Source organism: Burkholderia sp. HI2761 (assembly GCF_002223355.1).
Taxonomy (GTDB): domain Bacteria; phylum Pseudomonadota; class Gammaproteobacteria; order Burkholderiales; family Burkholderiaceae; genus Burkholderia.
Window position 1 is genome coordinate 133,259 of record NZ_NKFN01000006.1, and the last position, 20,149, is coordinate 153,407.

Consider the following 20,149-nt stretch of genomic DNA (forward strand, 5'->3'; position numbering starts at 1 on the left):
ACGGAATGACGAATTGCCGCGTAACGGCGGCACCGCCCTGAAGGAGACGACGAACGTGTTTCTCAAGAACGCTTGGTATGTGGCCTGCACGCCCGATGAAATCGACGGCAAGCCGCTGGGCCGCAAGATCTGCAACGAGTCGATGGTGTTTTACCGCGCGGCGGACGGCCAGGTGGCCGCGCTCGAGGATTTCTGCCCGCACCGCGGCGCGCCGCTGTCGCTGGGATTCGTGCGCGACGGCGTGCTCGTGTGCGGCTATCACGGGCTGGAAATGGGTTGCAACGGCAAGGCGACCGGCATGCCGGGCCAGCGCGTCGGCGGTTTCCCGCCGATTCGCAGCTTCCCGGCGGTCGAGCGGTACGGCTTCGTGTGGGTCTGGCCGGGAGACGCGTCCGAAGCCGATCCCGCCAAATTGCCCGCGCTGGCGTGGGCCGAGGATCCGGCCTGGGCGCACGGCGGCGGCCTGTATCACATTCGCTGCGACTACCGGCTGATGATCGACAACCTGATGGACCTCACGCACGAGACCTACGTGCATGCGACGAGCATCGGCCAGAAGGAAATCGACGAAGCGGCGCCGAAGACGACCAGCCACGGCGACGAAGTCGTCACGAGCCGCTTCATGGAGAACGTGATGCCGCCGTCGTTCTGGCGGATGGCGCTGCGCGGCAACGGGCTCGCCGACGACGAGCCGGTCGACCGCTGGCAGATCTGCCGCTTCACGCCGCCGAGCCACGTGATGATCGAAGTGGGCGTCGCGCATGCGGGCCACGGCGGCTACGACGCGCCTGCGGACAAGAAGGCGTCGTCGATCGTGGTCGATTTCATCACGCCCGAGACGGACACGTCGATCTGGTACTTCTGGGGGATGGCGCGCAACTTCCGGCCCGACGATCGCGCGCTGACCGCCGAGATCCGCGAAGGCCAGGGCAAGATCTTCGCGGAAGATCTCGAGATGCTCGAGCGACAGCAGCGCAATCTCGAACAGTGGCCCGAGCGCAAGCTCCTCAAGCTCAACATCGACGCCGGCGGCGTGCTGTCGCGCAAGGTGATCGACCGGCTGCTCGCCGCCGAAAACGCGGCGAGCCCGCAGCGGCCCGTGATTCCGGTCGCGCCCGTCAAGGAGGCGTCATGAACGACGCGACATTGACGGTCCGGGTGGCCCGCAAATGGCAGGAAGCGCGCGACATCTGCGGCTTCGAACTGGTCAGCGACGACGGCTCGCCATTGCCGCGCTTCGACGCCGGCGCCCATATCGACGTGCATCTGCCGGGCGGGCTCGTGCGCCAGTATTCGCTGTGCAACCACCCGGAGCAACGCGATCGCTATCAGATCGCGGTGCTGCGCGATGCCGAAGGTCGCGGCGGATCGCGCGCGATTCACGACGAAGTCCGGCAAGGCGACACCGTGCGGATCGGCATGCCGCGCAATCAATTCCCGCTCGCATCCGGTGCGCCGCACCATCTGTTGCTCGCCGGCGGAATCGGTGTCACGCCGATTCTCAGCATGGCGGAACGGCTGTTCTCGTCCGGCACGCCGTTCGACATGCACTACTGCGCGCGCTCGGCCGATCGCATGGCCTTCATCGAGCGGATCAATGCGGCCGGGTTTCGCGATCGCGCCCGCTTCCACGTCGACGACGGCGACCCCACGCAACGTTTCGACCTGGCTTCCGTGCTCGCCGGCGCGCCCGACGGCACGCACCTGTACGTGTGCGGCCCGCGCGGCTTCATGGATGCAGTGCTGAACGCGGCACGCGAGCGCGGCTGGAGTGAAGCGCGACTGCATTACGAGTTCTTCGGCGGCGCGGTCGTGTCGTCCGGCGCCGATCGCGCATTCCAGGTGCGGATCGCGAGCAGCGGCAAGGTGATCGACGTACCGGCCGACTGCACCGTCATCGCGGCGCTGGCGGCGAATGGCGTCGACGTGCTGACGTCGTGCGAGCAAGGCGTGTGCGGCACCTGCATGACCCGCGTGCTCGAAGGCGAGCCCGATCATCGCGACGCATATCTGACCGACGACGAAAAGGCGGCCGGCGACCAGTTCATGCCGTGCTGCTCGCGGTCGCGAACCGAGCTGCTGGTACTCGATCTGTAGACCTGTAGATCGGTAGACGGACCGCCCGACACGCGGCGGCCAATCACAATACTGGAGACGCCCCATGGAGCAACATGCCCGACCGCCAATCAATACTCCTAAATTTCCGCTCGACCGATGGTGGGTCGCGGCGCTGTCGTCCGAACTGACGGACCAGCCCGTGGCCCGCACGCTGCTCGGCCGGCCGGTCGTGCTGTTCCGGCTGCCCTCCGGGGAAGTCGGTGCGCTGGAGGACCGCTGCTGCCACAAGTCGCTGCCGTTGTCGTGCGGCTCGCTCGAAGCGCGCGGCCTGCGCTGCGGCTATCACGGCCTGCTGTTCGACCGCGGCGGCACGTGTGTGGAGATTCCCGGGCAGGAGCGGATTCCGGCGAAGGCCTGCGTGGCATCGTATCGGGTGCAGGAACAGGACGCGATCGTCTGGATCTGGATGGGCGCCGACCCGCACGCTCAACCCACCTGCGCGCCGCCGCGCTACCCGTTCCACTCGGATCCGCAATATCGGTTCGGCGGCGGCCACTACCACTACGACGCGCCGTATCAGCTGATTCACGACAACCTGATGGACCTGAGCCACCTCGGCTACGTGCATCTGAAGACGATCGGCGGCAACGCGCGGCTGCACATGGGCGCGGACACGCACGTCAGCAGCGACGGCGACACGGTGACGCTGGTCCGCCGGATGCCGGATTCCGTCCCTCCGCCGACGTACACCGCCGCGTGGCCGTTCGCGGGCCGCGTCGATCGCTGGCAGGAAATCGAATTCCACGTGTCGCACATCCGGATCTGGACCGGCGCGATGGACGCGGGCACCGGCGACCTGCTCGATCCGGCGCGCGGCGGCTTTCATATGCGCGGCTTCCACGGCATCACGCCCGAGTCGGAAACGACGACGCACTACTTCTGGACCGTCGCGACCAATCCGCGACACGACATCGAACGCGTCGCGCAAACGGTCATCGAGCAATCCGCGGCGACGTTCGACGAGGACAAGACCGTGATCGAGGCGCAATACCGGAACCAACAGCGGTTTCCGGGGGGCCGCCAGATCGACATTCACGTCGATGCAGGCCCCAATCGCGCGCGGCGCGTGATCGAACGCCTGCTGCTGCAACCGGAGCCCGCTTGACCATCGCATGCCGGCGCGCGAACGGCGCCGGCCATTCGCGGCGGCCGCACCGCGGGTGACTGTCGCCCTCCGCAATCGTATTCGGTTTCGTCTCATCCGCTGCACCCGGCTTCGATTTCCCCCAATCAATTAGACCTACTATTCTTATGAAGGATCTTTGACGTGAGCGCAAATATCCGCAATACGATCGACGCGTCCCCGATGAGCGCGTTCCAGACGATGGCCGTCACCGCGTGCGTCGTGCTGAACATGCTCGACGGCTTCGACGTGCTGGCCATCGCGTTTGCCGCGCCGCATCTGGCGGCCGAATGGAAACTGAGCGGCAAGGAAATCGGCCTGCTGCTGAGCGCCGGGCTGGCCGGCATGGGGATCGGCTCGGTGCTGATCGCGCCGCTGGCCGACCGAGTCGGCCGCCGCCGCATCATCCTGCTCTGCCTCGCCGTCATTTCGACCGGGATGCTCGCCTGCGCGGCCACGCACGGCACGTTACAGCTCGCGCTCGCACGTGCCTACACCGGGCTCGGCATCGGCGGCATGCTCGCCAGCCTCACCGTGATCAGCGGCGAATACGCGTCGAACAAATGGCGCAGCGCCGCGATCGGCATGCAGTCGGCCGGTTACGCGATCGGCGCGACGGCCGGCGGCGTCGTCGCCGGTTACCTGCTGTCGACGTGGGGATGGCGCAGCGTGTTCGCATTCGGCGGCATTCTGACGTTGCTGTCAATCCCGATGGTGCTCGCATTGCTGCCGGAGTCGCTCGACTTCCTGCTGGCGCGGCGTCCGGAGCATGCGCTGCAGAAAATCAACCGCATCCTCGCGAGAATGAAGCGCGCGCCGATCGCCGCGCTGCCGGCCGCGACGGCCTCCGTCGAAACCGCTGGCCCCGCGTCGAACTGGACGGCCGTGCTGCGCGCACCGCTCGCGCGCCGCACGATCGCGCTGTGGATCGCGTTCTTTCTCGTGATGGGCAGCTTCTATTTCGTCGTGAGCTGGACGCCGAAGCTGCTGGTCCAGGCCGGGCTGTCGGCGTCGCAGGGCGTGACCGGCGGCGTGCTGCTCAACCTCGGCGGCATCGCGGGTGCGTCGCTCTTCAGCCTGCTGTCGACTCGCTTCGGGCTGCGCAATCTGCTGGGCGCGACACTGCTGCTCGGTGGCGTGCTGATGGTCGTGTTCGGCGCGAACACCGGCTCGCTGGGCATCGGGATGACGGTCGCCGTGTTCCTCGGCGCCGTGATCAATGCGTGCGTGGCCGGCATGTACGCACTGTCGCCGACGCCGTATCCGGCCGAGATCCGCACGACCGGCATCGGCCTCGCGGTCGGCATCGGCCGCCTCGGCGCGATCCTGTCGCCGATGACGGTCGGCGCGCTGCTGGACGACGGCTGGTCCGTGTCCCACCTCTATTTCACGTTTCTTCTGCCGATGGCGGGGGCGGCGATCGCCGTCGCCGTGGCCGGCTCGCGTGCCGCCGCATCGCACGGGCAACGCGATCCGGCGCTGTCGTAACGCGCAACGCTCTCAGCCTCACCACGCTTCCGTCGTCACGCCGGGCACGTCCGGGTCATAAAAAATCGATCAGTACTTCTACTGTTTGGAGACAGTCATGAAAAGGAAACCGGGCGTCGCACTCGCGACGGCGATGGGGATTGGGATGGCACTGGCCGGCCCGGCCAGCGCGCAAAGCAGCGTCACACTGTACGGGATCATCGATACCGGCGTGTCCTACTACAACAACGCCGCGCACGGCGGGTCGTTCACCGGGATGCCGACGCTCACCGGCGAGGTGCCGTCACGCTGGGGCCTGCGCGGCACGGAGGATCTCGGCGGCGGCTACCAGGCATTCTTCGTGCTCGAAAACGGCTTCCAGCCCGGCACCGGCGCGCTGAACTACGGCGGCCGCCTGTTCGGGCGGCAAGCGAACGTGGGCGTGAACGGCCCGTTCGGCGCGCTGACGCTCGGCCGCCAGATGAACATGTCGATGATCGTGCTGACCAATGCCGACGTGATCGGCCCGTCGATTCATTCGATGGCGGATTTCGACTCCTATCTGCCGAATGCACGCAGCGACAACGCGATCGGCTACAAGGGCACGTTTCGCGGCGTGACGCTCGGCGCCACCTACAGTTTCGGCCGCGACGCGGCCGGGCCAGCCGGGCCGTCGGCGACGGGCTGTGCCGGGCAAGTGGCCGGCGACATCGTCGCGTGCCGCCAATACACGGCGATGATCGCGTACGACGCGAGCAATTTCGGACTCGCCGCGTCGCACGACGTGATGCGCGGCGGCGGCGGTGCGCTCGCGCCGCTGAACAATCCGGCGTACACCGACACGCGCGACATCGTCGCCGGCTACGTGAAGATCGGCCCCGCGAAACTCGGCGCCGGGTGGATCCGCCGCAACCTCGCGGCGGCCGAACACCTGCAGGCCGACATCGTGTTCGCGGGCGGCACGTACTACGCGACACCCTATCTCGCGCTCGACGTGCAGGGCGTGCGCTACCTGCAACGCCGCGAACGCAGCGAAGGCGCGAACGGCACGCTGCTCGTCGGCCGCGCGAACTACTTCCTGTCGAAGCGGACGACCGTCTATACGTCGGTGGGCTACATGTTCAACAGCAAACTGGCCGCGAACGCGGTGGCCGCCGGCGGGACGGTCGGCACCGGGATGAACCAGTTCGGCGCGATGGCCGGCATCCAGCAGAAGTTCTGAACGCCGGACACCGCGCATCGATCGAGTCAATCGGCGAGCCGGCAATGCGACAGTTTCAACCCCGGCAGCACCGGCGCGTCGATATAGCCTTCGTTCACACAGCTGAACCGGAACGCCGCGGACGTGACGAACGGCTTGATCTCGCCGCCGGGGAATTTCTGCTTCAGGGCGCCTTGGTCGTCCACGCCTAGCCGGCCGCGTCGAAATGCGTGTCGAACTGCTCGCCGTCGGCCGTCAGCGCACCGAAATACGTTCCGCCCGGGTCGCCGCCCATCCGGATCACGGCACCGACGAACGTGAGGCGCTTGCCGTCGTATTTCGTCTTCGCGGCGGCCATGTCCTGCGTATAGGCCTCGATCACGGCGCCGTAGTGCACGTCGATCGCGGGTTCGGCGTTCGAAGCCGCACAGGCGGCCTCGTGAACGCCCGACAGCAGCGCGCAGGCCGCAAGCGCGGCCGTCATGAACGGCGCGGAAATCTTCTTCAAGGGTGGCCTCCCGTCCAGCGTGGTGGTTGAAGTCATCGAAGCCCGGCGTGATGCCGGTTGAACGCGCTCGCGTCGCTTCAATCGTTCGAATGGCGGTACACGGCTGCGATCACTTCATCGCCCGCGTGGTCGTGCGCGGTGCATGGCGTCGCGCTGAACGCGACGTGACAGGAAGATGGCATGGTGCGGCCCCGGCTCTCTCGTTGAATTTCACTGCGTCTGATTTTGGCCGCTACGGTAGCAGACTGCCGATGGCCCGGCAATCGAGCGGCGAGCGCTGCTCGGCCGCCTCATTACAATTGCAAACGATTCTCATTACGGATATCATGCGCGTCCTGGTCCAACGCAACGCCGCGGCCCGCAACATGATCCTCAGCATTCCTCTTCCTGCATCGATTCATGCCATTCCGTCGAACGCCCCGCCGTGCCCGGACCTTGCGTCCGTGGCGCACACGCCTGCCGGTCCTGCTCACCCTGTGCGCCGCGAGCGGCGCACAGGCGGCCGGCGCTGAACCCGTTGCGCCCGCAACCGCCGCTGCGGCGACCGCCGAACACGAACTCCCGGCGATCAGCGTCAACGCGTCGGCTGCCATCGATCCGACGATCGGCTATCAGCCGCGCACGACGAGCATCGCGGGCGGCGACGAGCGAGCGCTGAAGGAGATCCCGCAATCGGTCGCGGTGGTCAGCAGCAGCGTGATGCAGGACCAGCAGGCGCGCTCGCTCGACGACGTGCTCGGCAACATCAGCGGCGTCACGCAGACGAACACGCTCGGCGGCACGCGCGACGCGTTCATCAAGCGCGGCTTCGGATCGAACAACGACGGCTCGGTGCTGGTCGACGGCGTGCGTACGCCGGTGCTGCACAGCTATCTCGCGACGATCGATCGCGTCGAAGTGCTGAAGGGCCCCGCTTCGCTGCTGTACGGGATGCAGGATCCGGGCGGCGTGATCAACCTCGTCACGCGCAAACCGGAAGACACGTTCGGCGGCTCGGTCTCCGCGTCGCGCACGAACCACGGCGGCAGCAACGCGCAGTTCGATCTCACGGGGCCGCTCGGCAAGCCCGGGCAAGTCGCGGGCGGCACGCTCGCATTCCGGCTGACCGGCGAATACGACACGAGCCGCTACTGGCGCAGCTTCGGCCGCGAACGCAATGCGCTGATCGCGCCCGCGCTGTCGTGGCACGACGCGAACACGTCGATCGACGTCAGCTATCAGTACGTCGACTACACGACGCCGTTCGACCGCGGCACCGTGCTCGTGAACGGTCGCCCCGACGATGCGCTGCGCTATCGCCGCTACGAGGAAGCGTGGTCGCAAAGCACCGGCATCCAGGAAACGCTGCGGACGCGCATCGAGCACCGCTTCTCCGATGCATGGCGCGTGCGCGCGACCTACGGCTGGGGCCGCGACCGTTACGATCAGTTCATCACGCGCGCCACCGCGTTCAACAGCAGGACCGGCGCACTGACGCGCTCGTCCGATGCGAACCTCGGACGCAACGATTCCGACCAGATCGCGACGCTCGGCCTGCTCGGCAACGTGACGCTCGCGGGGATGCACCACGCGATCTACGTCGGCGGCGAATACGAGCGGCAGCGCAGCTTCCGCGGCGACACGATCCGCGGCAAGGCGACGACGGGCTTCAATCTCTACGATCCCGTGTACGACCTGCTCGCGCCCGGCGGCATACCCAGTACGAAGCAGAGCGATTCGCGCTCGGTCGTGCATGCGTATTCGACGATCGTGCAGGACTCGGTGAAGATCACCGAGCGCCTCACCGCGGTAGGCGGGCTGCGCTGGGAAAACTGGCAACAGGAATCGGGGATGGGCCGGCCGTTCGTGTTCGCCGACCGCTCGCGCGGCAGCGTCTGGCTGCCGCAGTTCGGGCTCGCGTATGCGCTCACGCCGGCGCTGACCGCGTACGCGAACGTGAGCCGCTCGTTCAAGCCGAACGTCGCGTCGAACGTCGCGGCGCCGCTTGCGCCGGAATACGGCCGCGTGCTCGAGGCCGGGTTCAAGTTCAGCCTGAAGCCCGCGATCACGGGCACGCTGGTCGTGTACCAGATCGACAAGCGCAACGTCGCGGTCACGGTCGGCGAGATCACGTCGACGATCGGTACCGCGCGCTCGCGCGGAATCGAACTGGACGTCGCCGGGCAAATCACGCGCCACCTGAGCGTGATCGGCAGCTACGCGTATACGAACGCGAACGATCGCGACAGCAACACGCCGCTCGTCAACGTCGCGCGCCACACGGGCAGCCTGTTCGCGGTATACGACACGGCCATCGCGAACCTGCCCGGGCGCTGGCGCTTCGGCGGCGGCGCGCGGCTCGTCGGCGCCCGCTCCGGCGACACGGCGAATAGCTTCACGCTGCCCGGCTACGTGACCGTCGACGCGTTCGCGGCGTACGAAACGACGATCGGCAAGTTTCCGACCCGCTTCCAGCTCAACGTGAAGAACCTGCTCGACAAGACCTACTATCCGTCGAGCAACAACAACCTGATCGTCGCGGTCGGCGAGCCGCGGCTCGTCACGCTGACGACGACGGTATCGTTCTGACGCCCGGCCTGCTCCGGCCGGCGACACGAACCGGCATCAACCGCCCGCGAAGTCGAGCAGGATCTTGCAGCTTTCCGCGGGATTGCGCTCGGCCATCTCGAACGCCTGCGCGACGTCGCGAAAGCTCACCTTGTGCGTGACGATGTGCTCGGGCTGGATCAGGCCGCGACCGATCCAGTCGATCACCTGCGGGAACATCGCGCAGTTGAGCCGCGACGCGGCGAGCGTCAGCTCCTTCTTCGTCAGCTCGGCCTGCACGATCGCGGACGGCTCCGACGAGAAGCCGAGCACGCCGATCCGGCCGGCCGGCGCGGCGATCTTCACGGCCTCCTCGAGAATCGACGGATGGCACACCGCATCGAAGATCAGCGTCGGGCCGCCGTCGACACCGCGCTTCTCCAATGCATCGGGCAGCGACTCGACGCTCGTGTTGATGATCTCGTCCTCCGCGGCGCCGCACTTGCGCGCGAGCTGCAGCCGCGCGTCGAGCCGGTCGGTGATGAACGCGCGAATGCCGTACACGCGCTTGAGCACCTGCAGGATCGTCAGGCCGACGGTGCCAGCGCCGTAGATCAACGCGACATCGCCCGGCAATACGCCGGTGCGTGACGTCGCGTTCGCGGCCACCGCGAACGGCTCGACGATCGCCGCACACGTATCGGCAATCTCGTCCGGAATCCGGTACGCGTTGCCGGCCGGCACGCACGTGTACTCGCTGAAGCCGCCGTCGCGATGCACGCCGAGCACGGTCAGGTGCCGGCATACGTTGCGGCGGCCGATGGTGCACGCATGGCAATGCCCGCAGCTGATCACCGGATCGACCGCGACGATCTCGCCGAGCCGCGCGGCGTCGACGCCCGCGCCCAACGACTCGATCGTCCCGACGAATTCGTGGCCGATGATGCGCGGGTACGACACGAACGGGTTCTTGCCGTGAAAGATATGCAGGTCCGATCCGCAGATGCCCGCATAGCGGACCTTCACGCGCACTTCGCCGGCGGCGGGCGCGGGCAGCGGCACCTCGCGCACGCTCATGCTGTTCGGACGATCGACAACGACGCTCAACATTTCGGTTCTCTCCTTCGAATCTTCGTCGCTCACCAGTTCCACATCGAACCGTCGCGCAGCCGGGCGACCGGCAGGTACGCGCGCTCGTACGGATATTTCGCGGCCAGCGCCTCGTCGATGTCGACGCCGAGACCCGGCACGTCGTCCATCACGAGATAGCCGTCCTCGAAGCGGTAGCTGTGCGGAAACACTTCGTCGGTCAGCGGGCTGTGCGGCATCAGTTCCTGGATGCCGAAGTTCGGCGCCCACAGCCCGAAGTTCACCGCCGCCGCCATGCAGACGGGCGACAGGTCGGTCGCGCCGTGAAAGCCCGTGCGCACCTGGTACATCGCCGCGTAGTCGGCAATGCGCCGCACGTGCGTGATCCCGCCCGCATGCACGATCGTCGCGCGGATGTAGTCGATCAGCTGGTCGCGGATCAAATCCTTGCAATCCCAGATCGAGTTGAATACCTCGCCGACCGCGAGCGGCGTCGTCGTGTGCTGGCGAATCAGGCGGAACGCGTCCTGGTTCTCCGCGGGCGTCGCATCCTCGAGCCAGAACAGCCGATGCGGTTCGAGATCGCGGCCGAGCCGCGCGGCCTCGATCGGCGTCAGCCGATGATGCGCGTCGTGCAGCAGGTGCGGCGCGTCGCCGACCGCGTCGCGCACCTTGCGGAACAGTTCCGGCGTGTGGCGCAGATACAGCGCGGTGTCCCACGGCTCCTCGGGCGGCCGCCCCTTCTCGGCCGGCTCGTACGCGCCGGCCGTCTTGCCGACGCCGTACACCTTGTCGAGCCCCGGCACGCCCGACTGCACGCGAATCGCGCGAAAACCTTCCTCGATATGCGCGCGCACCGCGTCGACCGCTTCCTCGTGATCGCGCCCGTTCGCGTGGCCGTACACCATCAGCCCGTCGCGGCTCTTGCCGCCGAGCAGCTGGTAGACGGGCATGCCGGCGAGCTTGCCCTTGATGTCCCACAGCGCCATGTCGATCGCGGCGATCGCCGTCATCGTCACGGGCCCGCGCCGCCAGTACGCGCCGCGATACAGGTATTGCCAGATGTCCTCGATGTTGCGCGGGTCGCGGCCGACGAGGCACGGGAACACGTGGTCTTCCAGATACGCGCGTACCGCGAGTTCGCGCCCGTTGAGCGTCGCGTCGCCGAGGCCGTAGATGCCTTCGTCGGTCACGATCTTCACCGTCACGAAGTTCCGGCCCGGACACGTGACGATGGTCTGCAAGCGTTCGATTTTCACTGCGCTCCTCCAGCGGGCGGTTCAGTCGACAAAGTAATGGGGCGCGCGGCTGCGCACTTCCGGCAGATGCGAGCCGATCCGGTCGACGTGCGTCGCGACCGCCGCGCCGAGGAGCGCCATGTTGCGCGACGCGATGTGCGCGAGGATCTGTTCGTGCTCCTGCAGCGCGCGGCGCGCGTGATCCTCGACGCGATCGAGCAGCAGCCAGCGCACGCGGTCGAACTGGCGCTTCATCGGCTGCAGCATTTCCCATACGTGCGGCCGGCCCGCGAACGCGAACATCCGGCCGTGCATCGCCTCGTCGAGATCGAAGAACGCTTCGACATCGCGCGCGGCCACGGCCGCGCGCTGCGCGTCGATGATCCGCGACAGCTCCGCGAGCTGCTCCGGCATGATCTTCTGCGCGAGTTCGACGTGGTTCGCGCATTCGAGCGTGCTGCGCGCGAACCGCCCTTCCTCGAGGATCGACACCGGAATCGGCGCGACCAGCGTGCCGACCTTCCGGTAGATCTGCACGAGCCGCTCGTCGGCAAGCTGCGCGAACGCTTCGCGCACCGGCGTGCGGCTGACCTTGATCGTCGTGGAGATCACGGCCTCCGACAGCGCGGTACGCGGCGGCAGCGCGCCGCGCACGATCGCGTGGCGCAGCAGCGCGTGCACCTGCTCGGTGTACGACCGGCTCTCGTCCAGCGAGAACCCTTGCAACGCCGTGACGACGACGTCCTCTTCTTCCAGTGCTGCCGTTTCGCTCATGGTTGCCGATTGATCCGACTTGATATCGATATCTACCATGGTACAGAAGGCGTGATATCCAGGCGATCTAGCGTTTACACCGATAACTTCCGCGTAAAAGTCGAAATAACCTGCACGCATCTCGTCATCTACCATGGTACAAACCGTCGCCGATCGCCATGCCACCTGCTCCCGACTTCCTGCGCACCGCGCCGCCCGGCACGCGCCGCCCCGGTTATGACCGGCAGGCGGTCCGCACGGGGATCGTCCATCTCGGCCTCGGCGCGTTCCATCGCGCGCATCAGGCGCTCCATACGGAAACGGTGCTCGAACAGGGCGATCTCCGCTGGGGCATCGTGGGCGTCGAACTGCGGCGGCGCCATACCGTCGACCAGCTCGCCGCGCAGGATCACCTGTACACGGTGACCGAGCGCGACGGGGGCGGTGCGCGCACGCGCATCGTCGGCGCCGTGCACGGTGCGCTGTTCGCGCCCGAATCGCTGCCCGCGCTGCTGGCGCTGATCGCCGATCCGGCCGTGTCGATCGTCAGCCTGACCGTGACCGAGAAAGGCTATTGCCGACGCCCCGGCGGCGGGCTCGACGCCGACGATCCCGCCCTCCGGCAGGATCTCGCGACGCCCGACGCGCCGCGCACCGCGCTCGGCGTGATCGCGGCCGGCCTGCGCTTGCGGCCGGCGAACGCGCCGCTCACCGTCGTCTGCTGCGACAACATGACGTCGAACGGCGACACGCTGCGCGCGCTGCTGATCGACTACGCGGAACGCATCGACGGCGCGCTCGCGCGGCGCATCCGCGACGACGTCGCGTTCCCGAACAGCATGGTCGACCGGATCGTGCCGGCCGCGACGTCCGAATCGCTCGACTGGGCGCACGCGCATCTCGGCGCGCGCGACGCGGCCGCGATCGTCTGCGAGCCGTTTTCGCAATGGGTGATCGAGGATCGTTTCGCCGGCCCGCGCCCGCGCTGGGAAGACGCCGGCGCGCACGTCGTCGCCGACGTGCGGCCGTACGAAACGATGAAGCTGCGGCTGTTGAACGGCTCGCATTCGGCCATTGCGTATGCGGGGCAACTGCGCGGGCGCGCGACCGTGTCCGATGCGATGGCCGATCCGGCGATCGCGGCGCTCGTCGACGGCGTGATGACGCGCGACCTGCTCGCGACCGTCGACGTGCCGTCCGGTTACGACGCGCGCGGCTATTGCGCGACGCTCGTGCAGCGCTTCCGGAATCCGACGCTCGCGCATCGCACCGAACAGATCGCGATGGACGGCACGCAGAAGGTGCCGCTGCGCTGGCTGCCGGCGCTCGGCGAAAGCGCGGCGGCCGGCATCGAACGTCCGTATCTGGAGCGCGCGCTGGCGCTCTGGCTGCACTACCTCGCCACCGCGCACGACGAAGCGGGCCGGCCGCTGACGATCAGCGATCCGGGCGCGGCCGCGCTCGGCGCGGCGCTGTCGGCGGCCGGCGATGCAACCGGCGCGGTTCGGGCCGCACTCGGCAGCGCCGTGCTCGCCGGTTCGGCGGCATGGCCGGACGCGTTGATCGCGCGCGTCGGCACGCATCTGGCGACGCTGCGCGCGCACGGCACCGACGCTTTGCTCGCGCCGTTGCACGCGCGCTGAACGACCGCCCACCCGGTTCGCCGCAACCCGCGCGAACCGCGCAATACCCCTGCTCGCCGAGGTCCGTGCCGACGCGGCGATCGATCGACAAGACATGACGGCCGGCCCACCGGCACGAAGGAGACGGACATGAAGCAGAAGTCGCAGGCGTGGTTCACGGTGTTCCTGCTGTTCCTGGTGTATGGCATCAACTACCTCGACCGCGTCGCGCTGTCGATCGTCGCCCCGATCGTGCAGACCGATCTCGGCATCGACGCCGCGCAGATGGGCCTCGTGTTCAGCACGTTCTTCATCGGCTACGCGCTGTTCAATTTCATCGGCGGGCTCGCATCCGACCGGCTCGGGCCGAAGCTCGTGTACGTGCTGTCGGTGGGACTGTGGTCGGTGTTCTGCGGGATGACCGCGCTCACCGTCGGCTTCGTGAGCCTGCTGATCGTGCGGCTGCTGTTCGGCATGGCCGAAGGGCCGCTGTGCTCGGCCGCGAACAAGATGGTCAACAACTGGCTGCCGCGCGACGGCGCCGCGACCGCGATGGGGCTGCTCAGTGCGGGCTCGCCGCTCGGCGGCGCGATCGCCGGGCCGATCGTCGGCCTGCTGGCCGCGCAGTTCGGCTGGCGGCCGGCATTCTGGATCGTCTGCGCGATCGGGCTCGCGTGGGTCGTCGTCTGGATGATGTCGACGTCCGACCGTCCGGCGACGCCGATCAACGATGCAGCGGGCGCGGGCGCGCCGATCCACGAAGCCGCGGGCGCCGGCACGACGACGCCCGCGCATACGCTGTCGCACTACGTGCGCCAGCCGCGCATCCTCGCGACCGCCGCCGCGTTCTTCAGCTACAACTACGTGCTGTTCTTCTTCCTCAGCTGGTTCCCGAGCTACCTCGTGCGCGCGCATCATCTGAACATCAAGGAAATGAGCGTCGCCACCGTCGTGCCCTGGCTCGTCGGCACGGTCGGCCTCGCGTGCGGCGGCGCGATCTCGGATGCGCTCTATCGGCTCACCGGCAACCTGCTGCTGTCGCGCCGGATCGTGCTCGTGACCTGCCTGCTCGGCGCCGGCGCGTGCGTGGCGGTGGCCGGCGCCGTGCAGTCGACGCAAGGCGCGGTCGCGCTGATGTCCGTGTCGCTGTTCTTCCTGTACGTGACGGGCGCGATCTACTGGGCGATCGTGCAGGACGTCGTGCATCCGGCCCGCGTCGGCGGCGTCAGCGGCTTCCTGCATTGCATGGGCAGCCTGTCGGGCGTGATCGGGCCGGCCGTCACCGGCCTCATCGTCGAACGCAGCGGCTCGTTCGCGTCCGCGTTCGTGCTGGCCGGTGCGATCGCACTCGCGGGCGCGGTGCTGGCCGGCGTGTTCGTGCGCAATGCGCGGCCGTCGGAAGTCCTGCGCGAACACACCGCGCACTGACGCCGCCGGGCGGCGGCTTGCCGCGCGACGCCGCCCTCGCCACGCTCGAAACGTATGCGTACTGGCTCGCAAAGGGCGCGCCGGTCGGCGCGAAGCTGTCGGGCCACGGGTTCCTGCCCGACTCGATGTACGGGTGCAGCGTAAACGGCCGCGTGCTCGGCGCGCCATGACGCGCGGCCGGTGCGGCCGGCGCGCTCACGGGCGCCAGCGATACACGACAATGCTCGACCCGTTGTAGTTGTCCTTCGTGATCACGTATTCGCCGGTCGAGCGCAGGTACGCACGGACGCCGTACATCGAGTCGACGTCGTTGCCGACATCCATCGCCGCCGTGTTCGAGTTCGTCAGCGTGGTGACGAGCGCGCCGGTGTTCAGATCGAATATGTCGATGTTCGGCACCGTGTGCACGTAGCCGACGAACAGGTAGTGGCCGGCCGCCGCGATCGATTTCGGGTTCGCGCTCGTCAGGTTGATCACCGGGTTCGGCGTGCTCGTGTTGCCGTTCTTCCAGCCGCGATAGACCTCGATGTGCCCGTTCATCGCGGTCCAGTCCCAGTTGCCCGCGAGGCCCTGCGCGAGGATCATCGTGTCGCTGTCGGCCTGGTAGATGATGCGCGTCACGGGCGCCACGCTGCTCGGCACGGCCGTCGTCACCGGCTTGCCCCACGACGGCTTGCCGGTCGCGTCGAAGCCCGTCATCGGGTAACGCGTGATCACGTTGGAGCCGTTCAGTCCGGCCCACACGTCGCCGTTGCCGTCGATGTCGAAACCGGCCGTCACCTGCAGCGTCGTGTTGAACGGCTTGCCGGGCAGCGAGCCGGCCGGAATCGCGATATAGCCGCTCGCCGTGTTGAAGTAATAGAAATTGAAGTTGCCCGGATTCTGGCCCGACGCGACCAGGATCCGGTTGCCGCCGACCGTCACGAGCTGGCCGAAGTGCTGGCCGCGCTGATAGTCGTTCATGTCGAGGCGCGGGTCCTTCGGATATGTGAACGGGTCGACCGTGTTCGCGACGAACGTGCCGCCCGCGGTGCCCGTATAGACGTTGTTGCCGCTGAAGAACAACGTGCCGTCGGTCGCGGGGTCGGGCGCGGCGATTCCCTCGAAGTTCAGCGCCTGCAGCTTCCATTGCAGCGTGCCGATCGGGCTGTACGAATGCAGATCGGTGCTGCCGTTGCGGCCGAGATCCCAGCCGCCGCCCCATGCGTTGTTCAGCACGTACAGGTTGCCGGCGGCATCCTTGCCGAGCGCCGCGACGCGCGTGAAGCGCTTGTCGCCGACCTGCCCCTTGATGCCCGTCGTCGTGTCGAGATAGCCGCCCTGCACGCCGAACGTGCCGACCTGCACCGGTAGCCCAGGCAGCCCGCCGTACACCTTGATGTTCATGTCGGGCCCTTCGTCGCCCACCATCAACTGGCCCATCGACGCATCGAAGTACAGCGACGCCGGCCGCGCGCCGGCCGCCATCTGCAGCGTGTTCATCGCCGCGCCGGTCGCGCTGAATTGCGCGACGACGCCCGCGCTCTTGCGCGCCACCCACAGGTTGCCGGCCGCATCGAGCGCCAGCGCGCCGGGGCCCGTGACGCCGATGTCACGCTGCCACACGCCGTCGGTCGTATAGACGCGCACGCGGTTGCCGTAGAAGTCGCTCACGTACAGCAGGTTGCCGCCCGTCGCGAGGCCCGTGATCACGTCCGCATACTGGATGCCGGTCCACGTGCTGACCGGAATGCGCAGGTCGCGCTGGTTCGTGCTTCGGTTGTAGCGGCCCACCGAGCCGCTGCCGAACGTGCGGTTGTAGCCGAGCGCGACGAACAGCGACGTCGAATTGCCGGTGATCGCGCCGCCCTGGAATTCGTCGTGGATGCCGATCGTGCCGAGCGGCTGGCCGTTCTGGTAGATCGCGACGCCGCCCGCGTTCTCGTCCCAGCGCGACGCCGTGTAGATCACGCCTTCGGGCGCGACCCACATCGAGCGCGCGCCGTTGCCGACGTGCGAGGCCAGCGTGCCGTACGTATTCGCGAGCCAGTCGGTCGAGTATTGCGCCTGCGCGTGGCTGGCCGGCACCAGCATCGCCATGCACATTCCCAGCAACGCCGCGCGGATTTGTTTCATTGACATGAATAATGCTCCCAGACGAACAATGGTCGACACTGTAAATCGCGGCGCATGAAATATTGGTGATTCCGGCAATGCGCGTTCGCCGTTACCCCGAATTATTCACTCCGCGCCTTTTGCCGTCCGGCGCTTTTTCGTCAACGATCGAAAAATCCGCGAACCCCTCGCCACGACGGCCTGCCAGCCGTGCCGCCTCGGCGCGTTTCCCGGCATTTTCTTCCGGGTCACCGAATGCAAATGCGTCATTTTTTCTGATATGACCGCATTGCCTTTTCATTCGCCGGAAATCGTTCCAATTATTACAAATCGAAATTTAAATGAAAGAGAAAAAATATTATCCGGCGTGATCGGCTTTTTTGCGATTTCGCGCGGCAGGGAAAGTGGGAGGAAAAGGAGAGTGAGGCGGAAAACCGCGCGCCGGCCGTACCGGCACGCGGCGGCGATCGTTCAGCTCGCCGGGTCGAGTGTGGGGCCGTCCCAGCCACCGACGTACTTCGGCCGCGCATCGACGACGTCGATCATGCGTTGCCGGTAGAACAGATCCATCGTCGGCTGCAGGTCGGCGGGCAATTGCCCGCCATGCGCACGCGCAGTCAGGCTGTTCGGCACGACGCGCATGCCGAGCCGGTTCGTGCCGAACACGATTTCGCCGCACGACGCGCACCACGCCCGCGACATCGACTTCGACGGATGCGGGAACCTCGCGCGGCCGCCGTCGAGCGGATCATGTCGTCTCGTCGAAAAGGGAGGCGACAGTAAAGGAGCATGCAGACAACGAGGCCCGCGGCGGCCGCGAGCCCCGTTGCACGCGCAACGACCGCTGCGTCAGAACTTCTGGCGCAGCCCGAGGCTCACGATCGCCTGCGACCGCGAATCGGACGAATGGCCGTTCGCCTTGTCCGACACCGACGCGGTCGCGGCCACCGGCCGGCCGAGCGCGTCGAGCGTCGTGCCGGACGCACGCTGGTATGCGCCGAGCAGGTACACGCTGGTGCGCTTCGACAGGTCGTAGACGGCGCCGAGCGTGACGTTGTGATACTGCGCGCGGTTGTCGATGCCGTCGACGTCGCTGCCGCGCGTGTAGCTGTAGCCGGCGAACAGCTGCGTCTGCGGCTGCACGTTCCAGCGCGTGAACACGCCGGCGACGTTGAACGTCGCGTGGCCGCTGAACAGCGACTGCGCGCCGCTGCGGTACTGCACGTTGCTGTAGTTCACGCCAACGACGGCCGGGCCGAAGTCGTACGTCGCACCCGTCGCGATCACCTGCTGCGACTGCGCGCTCGCATAGCCTTCGTTGATCGACGAATTGAACAGGCCGTCGTCGGTGCCTTGCCACTTGCCCGCCGTCGGATCGGTCGCGCCCGTCTTGCTGTTGTCCGAGCGCTCGTAGCCGACGCCGACGCGCAGCGGGCCGGCCGCGTACGCGGCGCCGACGCTCCACGTGTTGCGCTGCTTCATGCTGCCCGGCTGGCCGCCGAAGCCGTACAGCGCGCCGAACGTGAAGCCCGCGTAGTTCGCGCTCGTGTACTTGATCGAGCTGTCGACGCGCGCGGTCTGGTCGAGATCGTCGATGTCGCCCGGGTGCGCGCCGAAGCCGCCGATGAACGACGACGGGCCGACCGGGCTCACGAAATCGTCGAGCGACGTGTACTGACGGCCGAGCGTGATCGTGCCGTAGCGGTCGCTGCCGACGCCGACGAACGCCTGCCGGCCGAACTGGCGGCCGCCCTGACCCGACGTGCCGTTGGTGATGTCGAAGCCGTTCTCGAGGACGAACAGCGCGCGCATCCCGCCGCCGAGATCCTCGGAACCCTTGATGCCCCACCGGCTGCCGGACAGGTTGCCCGTCGTGAGCCCGACGCTCGAATGCCCGGTGTACGCGCCCGCGGCGCCGACGCGTTCGTTGCTGCGATAGGTCACGCCCGCATCGACGATGCCGTACAGCGTGACGGAGCTTTGCGCGGCGGCGATACCCGCGAGCGAGAGCAGCAGCGGGGCTGCGATCAGTTGCTTGTTCATGGTTTCATGTCTCCGGGCGGTGAACCCGTTGTTCTGGCTGTTGCGAGTAACGCGCGGGCGCCGACATCCGCCGGCGGTGCGAGGCCGGCGACGTTCGCGCGCGACGATGCGGCGGGCATGCCCGCTGCGGCCGGTATGGTAGTTGGAACCGGTTCCGTTCCAAAGCGGAATAATGACAACAGTTTTTTGCTGAAATTGAGATAGTCGGATACGCGACCGGGGGCGCGGCTGGCGCGCCTGTACAGTCAGCAGCGACGCAGACGATAATCGGCTGCACGCCTTCCATCGGGAGCTTCTTCATGCATGAAACGACCCTGCTGATCTTCGCCGCCGTCGCGTTCGTCGGCATCGCGACACCCGGCCCGACCGTGCTGCTCGCGCTGACCAACGGCTCGCGCTACGGCGTGCGCCGCGCGGCCTACGGTTTCGCGGGCGCGATGCTGTCCGACTTCGTGCTGATCGTCGCGGTCGCGCTCGGCCTCGGCGCGCTGCTGATGGCGTCGGCGTTCTGGTTCTCGGTCGTGAAATGGCTCGGCGCCGCGTACCTCGCCTATGTCGGCATCCGGCTGCTGATGTCGAAGGGATCGCTCGACGTCGCGGCCGCGCAGGGCGCCACGGCCTCCGGACGCCACGCGTCGATCTTCGCGAAAAGCTTCCTGACCGCGGTGACGAACCCGAAAGGCTATCTGTTCTTCTCCGCGTTCCTGCCGCAGTTCCTCGATCCGCAGGCGCCGCTCGCGGCGCAATACGTCGCGCTCGCGGTCACGTTCGCGCTGCTCGATGGCGTGGTGATGTTCGGCTACGCGCTGCTCGGTGCACGCGCGGTGCGGCTGCTGAAGCGCTCGGGCGCGCTGTGGCTCGAACGCACGTGCGGCGCGATGCTGCTGGCGCTAGCCGGTTCGCTGGCGCTGTACCGACGCCATGCCGCGTAGGCGCCCG

General features: G+C 67.5%; 18 protein-coding genes and 1 pseudogene. 11 read left to right on the forward strand and 8 right to left on the reverse strand.

Features of this window, described 5'->3' with window-relative positions; genetic code table 11:
• The first annotated feature begins 55 nt into the window (after positions 1–55).
• From CFB46_RS17220 to CFB46_RS17240, 5 genes are all read left to right on the forward strand, one after another.
• Complete coding sequence (locus CFB46_RS17220) at positions 56–1,135, forward strand: aromatic ring-hydroxylating dioxygenase subunit alpha (protein ID WP_089500648.1); 1,080 nt, start codon at positions 56–58, stop codon at positions 1,133–1,135.
• Positions 1,132–2,097 carry a PDR/VanB family oxidoreductase gene (locus CFB46_RS17225; RefSeq protein ID WP_089500599.1) on the forward strand — a complete coding sequence of 322 codons (966 nt, stop codon included), beginning with the start codon at positions 1,132–1,134 and terminating at the stop codon, positions 2,095–2,097. Before CFB46_RS17220 ends, CFB46_RS17225 begins: the two co-directional genes overlap by 4 nt.
• 64 nt (positions 2,098–2,161) lie before the next feature.
• Complete coding sequence (locus CFB46_RS17230; RefSeq protein ID WP_089500600.1) at positions 2,162–3,223, forward strand: aromatic ring-hydroxylating dioxygenase subunit alpha; 1,062 nt, start codon at positions 2,162–2,164, stop codon at positions 3,221–3,223.
• 162 nt (positions 3,224–3,385) lie between these two features.
• A complete protein-coding gene (locus CFB46_RS17235) occupies positions 3,386–4,729 on the forward strand; it encodes an MFS transporter (protein WP_089500601.1) in 1,344 nt (447 codons plus the stop codon).
• A gap of 97 nt (positions 4,730–4,826) precedes the next feature.
• Positions 4,827–5,930: a porin gene (locus tag CFB46_RS17240; RefSeq protein WP_089500602.1), complete on the forward strand. Its 1,104-nt coding sequence runs from the start codon at positions 4,827–4,829 to the stop codon at positions 5,928–5,930.
• A 26-nt stretch (positions 5,931–5,956) separates the two neighbouring features.
• Here the strand turns inward: CFB46_RS17240 and CFB46_RS17245 are convergent.
• A pseudogene (locus tag CFB46_RS17245) lies at positions 5,957–6,417 on the reverse strand (hypothetical protein).
• A 26-nt stretch (positions 6,418–6,443) separates the two neighbouring features.
• On the opposite strand from CFB46_RS17245, the gene CFB46_RS35925 reads away from it, so the two are divergent.
• Together CFB46_RS35925 and CFB46_RS17250 are read left to right on the forward strand one after the other, a co-directional pair.
• Complete coding sequence (locus CFB46_RS35925; protein WP_179235076.1) at positions 6,444–6,929, forward strand: hypothetical protein; 486 nt, start codon at positions 6,444–6,446, stop codon at positions 6,927–6,929.
• Positions 6,817–8,985, forward strand: a complete 2,169-nt coding sequence (locus CFB46_RS17250; protein WP_089500603.1) for a TonB-dependent siderophore receptor — start codon at positions 6,817–6,819, stop codon at positions 8,983–8,985. Before CFB46_RS35925 ends, CFB46_RS17250 begins: the two co-directional genes overlap by 113 nt.
• A gap of 36 nt (positions 8,986–9,021) precedes the next feature.
• Here CFB46_RS17250 and CFB46_RS17255 read toward each other — a convergent pair whose 3' ends face one another.
• From CFB46_RS17255 to CFB46_RS17265, 3 genes are read right to left on the reverse strand one after another with little or no spacing between them, the layout of a single operon-like run.
• Entirely contained in the window at positions 9,022–10,053 is a 1,032-nt protein-coding gene (locus CFB46_RS17255) for a Zn-dependent oxidoreductase (protein WP_089500649.1), read from the reverse strand.
• Positions 10,054–10,082: 29 nt separating this feature from the next.
• Complete coding sequence (manD, locus tag CFB46_RS17260; RefSeq protein WP_089500604.1) at positions 10,083–11,291, reverse strand: D-mannonate dehydratase ManD; 1,209 nt, start codon at positions 11,289–11,291, stop codon at positions 10,083–10,085.
• 21 nt (positions 11,292–11,312) lie between these two features.
• Positions 11,313–12,044: a GntR family transcriptional regulator gene (locus tag CFB46_RS17265; RefSeq protein ID WP_089500605.1), complete on the reverse strand. Its 732-nt coding sequence runs from the start codon at positions 12,042–12,044 to the stop codon at positions 11,313–11,315.
• 158 nt (positions 12,045–12,202) lie between these two features.
• Between CFB46_RS17265 and CFB46_RS17270 the strand changes: the two genes are divergently transcribed.
• From CFB46_RS17270 to CFB46_RS35930, 3 genes are all read left to right on the forward strand, one after another.
• Entirely contained in the window at positions 12,203–13,666 is a 1,464-nt protein-coding gene (locus CFB46_RS17270) for a mannitol dehydrogenase family protein (protein WP_089500606.1), read from the forward strand.
• A 129-nt stretch (positions 13,667–13,795) separates the two neighbouring features.
• Positions 13,796–15,073 carry an MFS transporter gene (locus CFB46_RS17275; protein WP_089500607.1) on the forward strand — a complete coding sequence of 426 codons (1,278 nt, stop codon included), beginning with the start codon at positions 13,796–13,798 and terminating at the stop codon, positions 15,071–15,073.
• 17 nt (positions 15,074–15,090) lie between these two features.
• On the forward strand, positions 15,091–15,243 hold the full coding sequence (locus tag CFB46_RS35930) for a hypothetical protein (protein WP_179235078.1): 153 nt from the start codon (positions 15,091–15,093) through the stop codon (positions 15,241–15,243).
• Between the two features lie 25 nt (positions 15,244–15,268).
• Here the strand turns inward: CFB46_RS35930 and CFB46_RS17280 are convergent, their stop codons facing one another.
• The 4 genes from CFB46_RS17280 to CFB46_RS17290 form a co-directional block, all read right to left on the reverse strand.
• Positions 15,269–17,194 (reverse strand): SMP-30/gluconolaconase/LRE-like region family protein, encoded by a 1,926-nt coding sequence (locus CFB46_RS17280; RefSeq protein ID WP_089500608.1) that lies wholly within the window; start codon positions 17,192–17,194, stop codon positions 15,269–15,271.
• An 85-nt stretch (positions 17,195–17,279) separates the two neighbouring features.
• Positions 17,280–17,468 (reverse strand): hypothetical protein, encoded by a 189-nt coding sequence (locus CFB46_RS35935; protein WP_175888617.1) that lies wholly within the window; start codon positions 17,466–17,468, stop codon positions 17,280–17,282.
• A gap of 170 nt (positions 17,469–17,638) precedes the next feature.
• The gene (locus CFB46_RS17285) at positions 17,639–17,947 is read right to left on the reverse strand and encodes an aldehyde-activating protein (protein ID WP_373558194.1); all 309 of its coding nucleotides are present in this window, start codon (positions 17,945–17,947) and stop codon (positions 17,639–17,641) included.
• Positions 17,948–18,016: 69 nt separating this feature from the next.
• The gene (locus CFB46_RS17290) at positions 18,017–19,210 is read right to left on the reverse strand and encodes a porin (RefSeq protein ID WP_089500609.1); all 1,194 of its coding nucleotides are present in this window, start codon (positions 19,208–19,210) and stop codon (positions 18,017–18,019) included.
• A 299-nt stretch (positions 19,211–19,509) separates the two neighbouring features.
• On the opposite strand from CFB46_RS17290, the gene CFB46_RS17300 reads away from it, so the two are divergent.
• A complete protein-coding gene (locus tag CFB46_RS17300) occupies positions 19,510–20,142 on the forward strand; it encodes a LysE family translocator (protein ID WP_089500610.1) in 633 nt (210 codons plus the stop codon).
• Positions 20,143–20,149 lie beyond the last annotated feature (7 nt).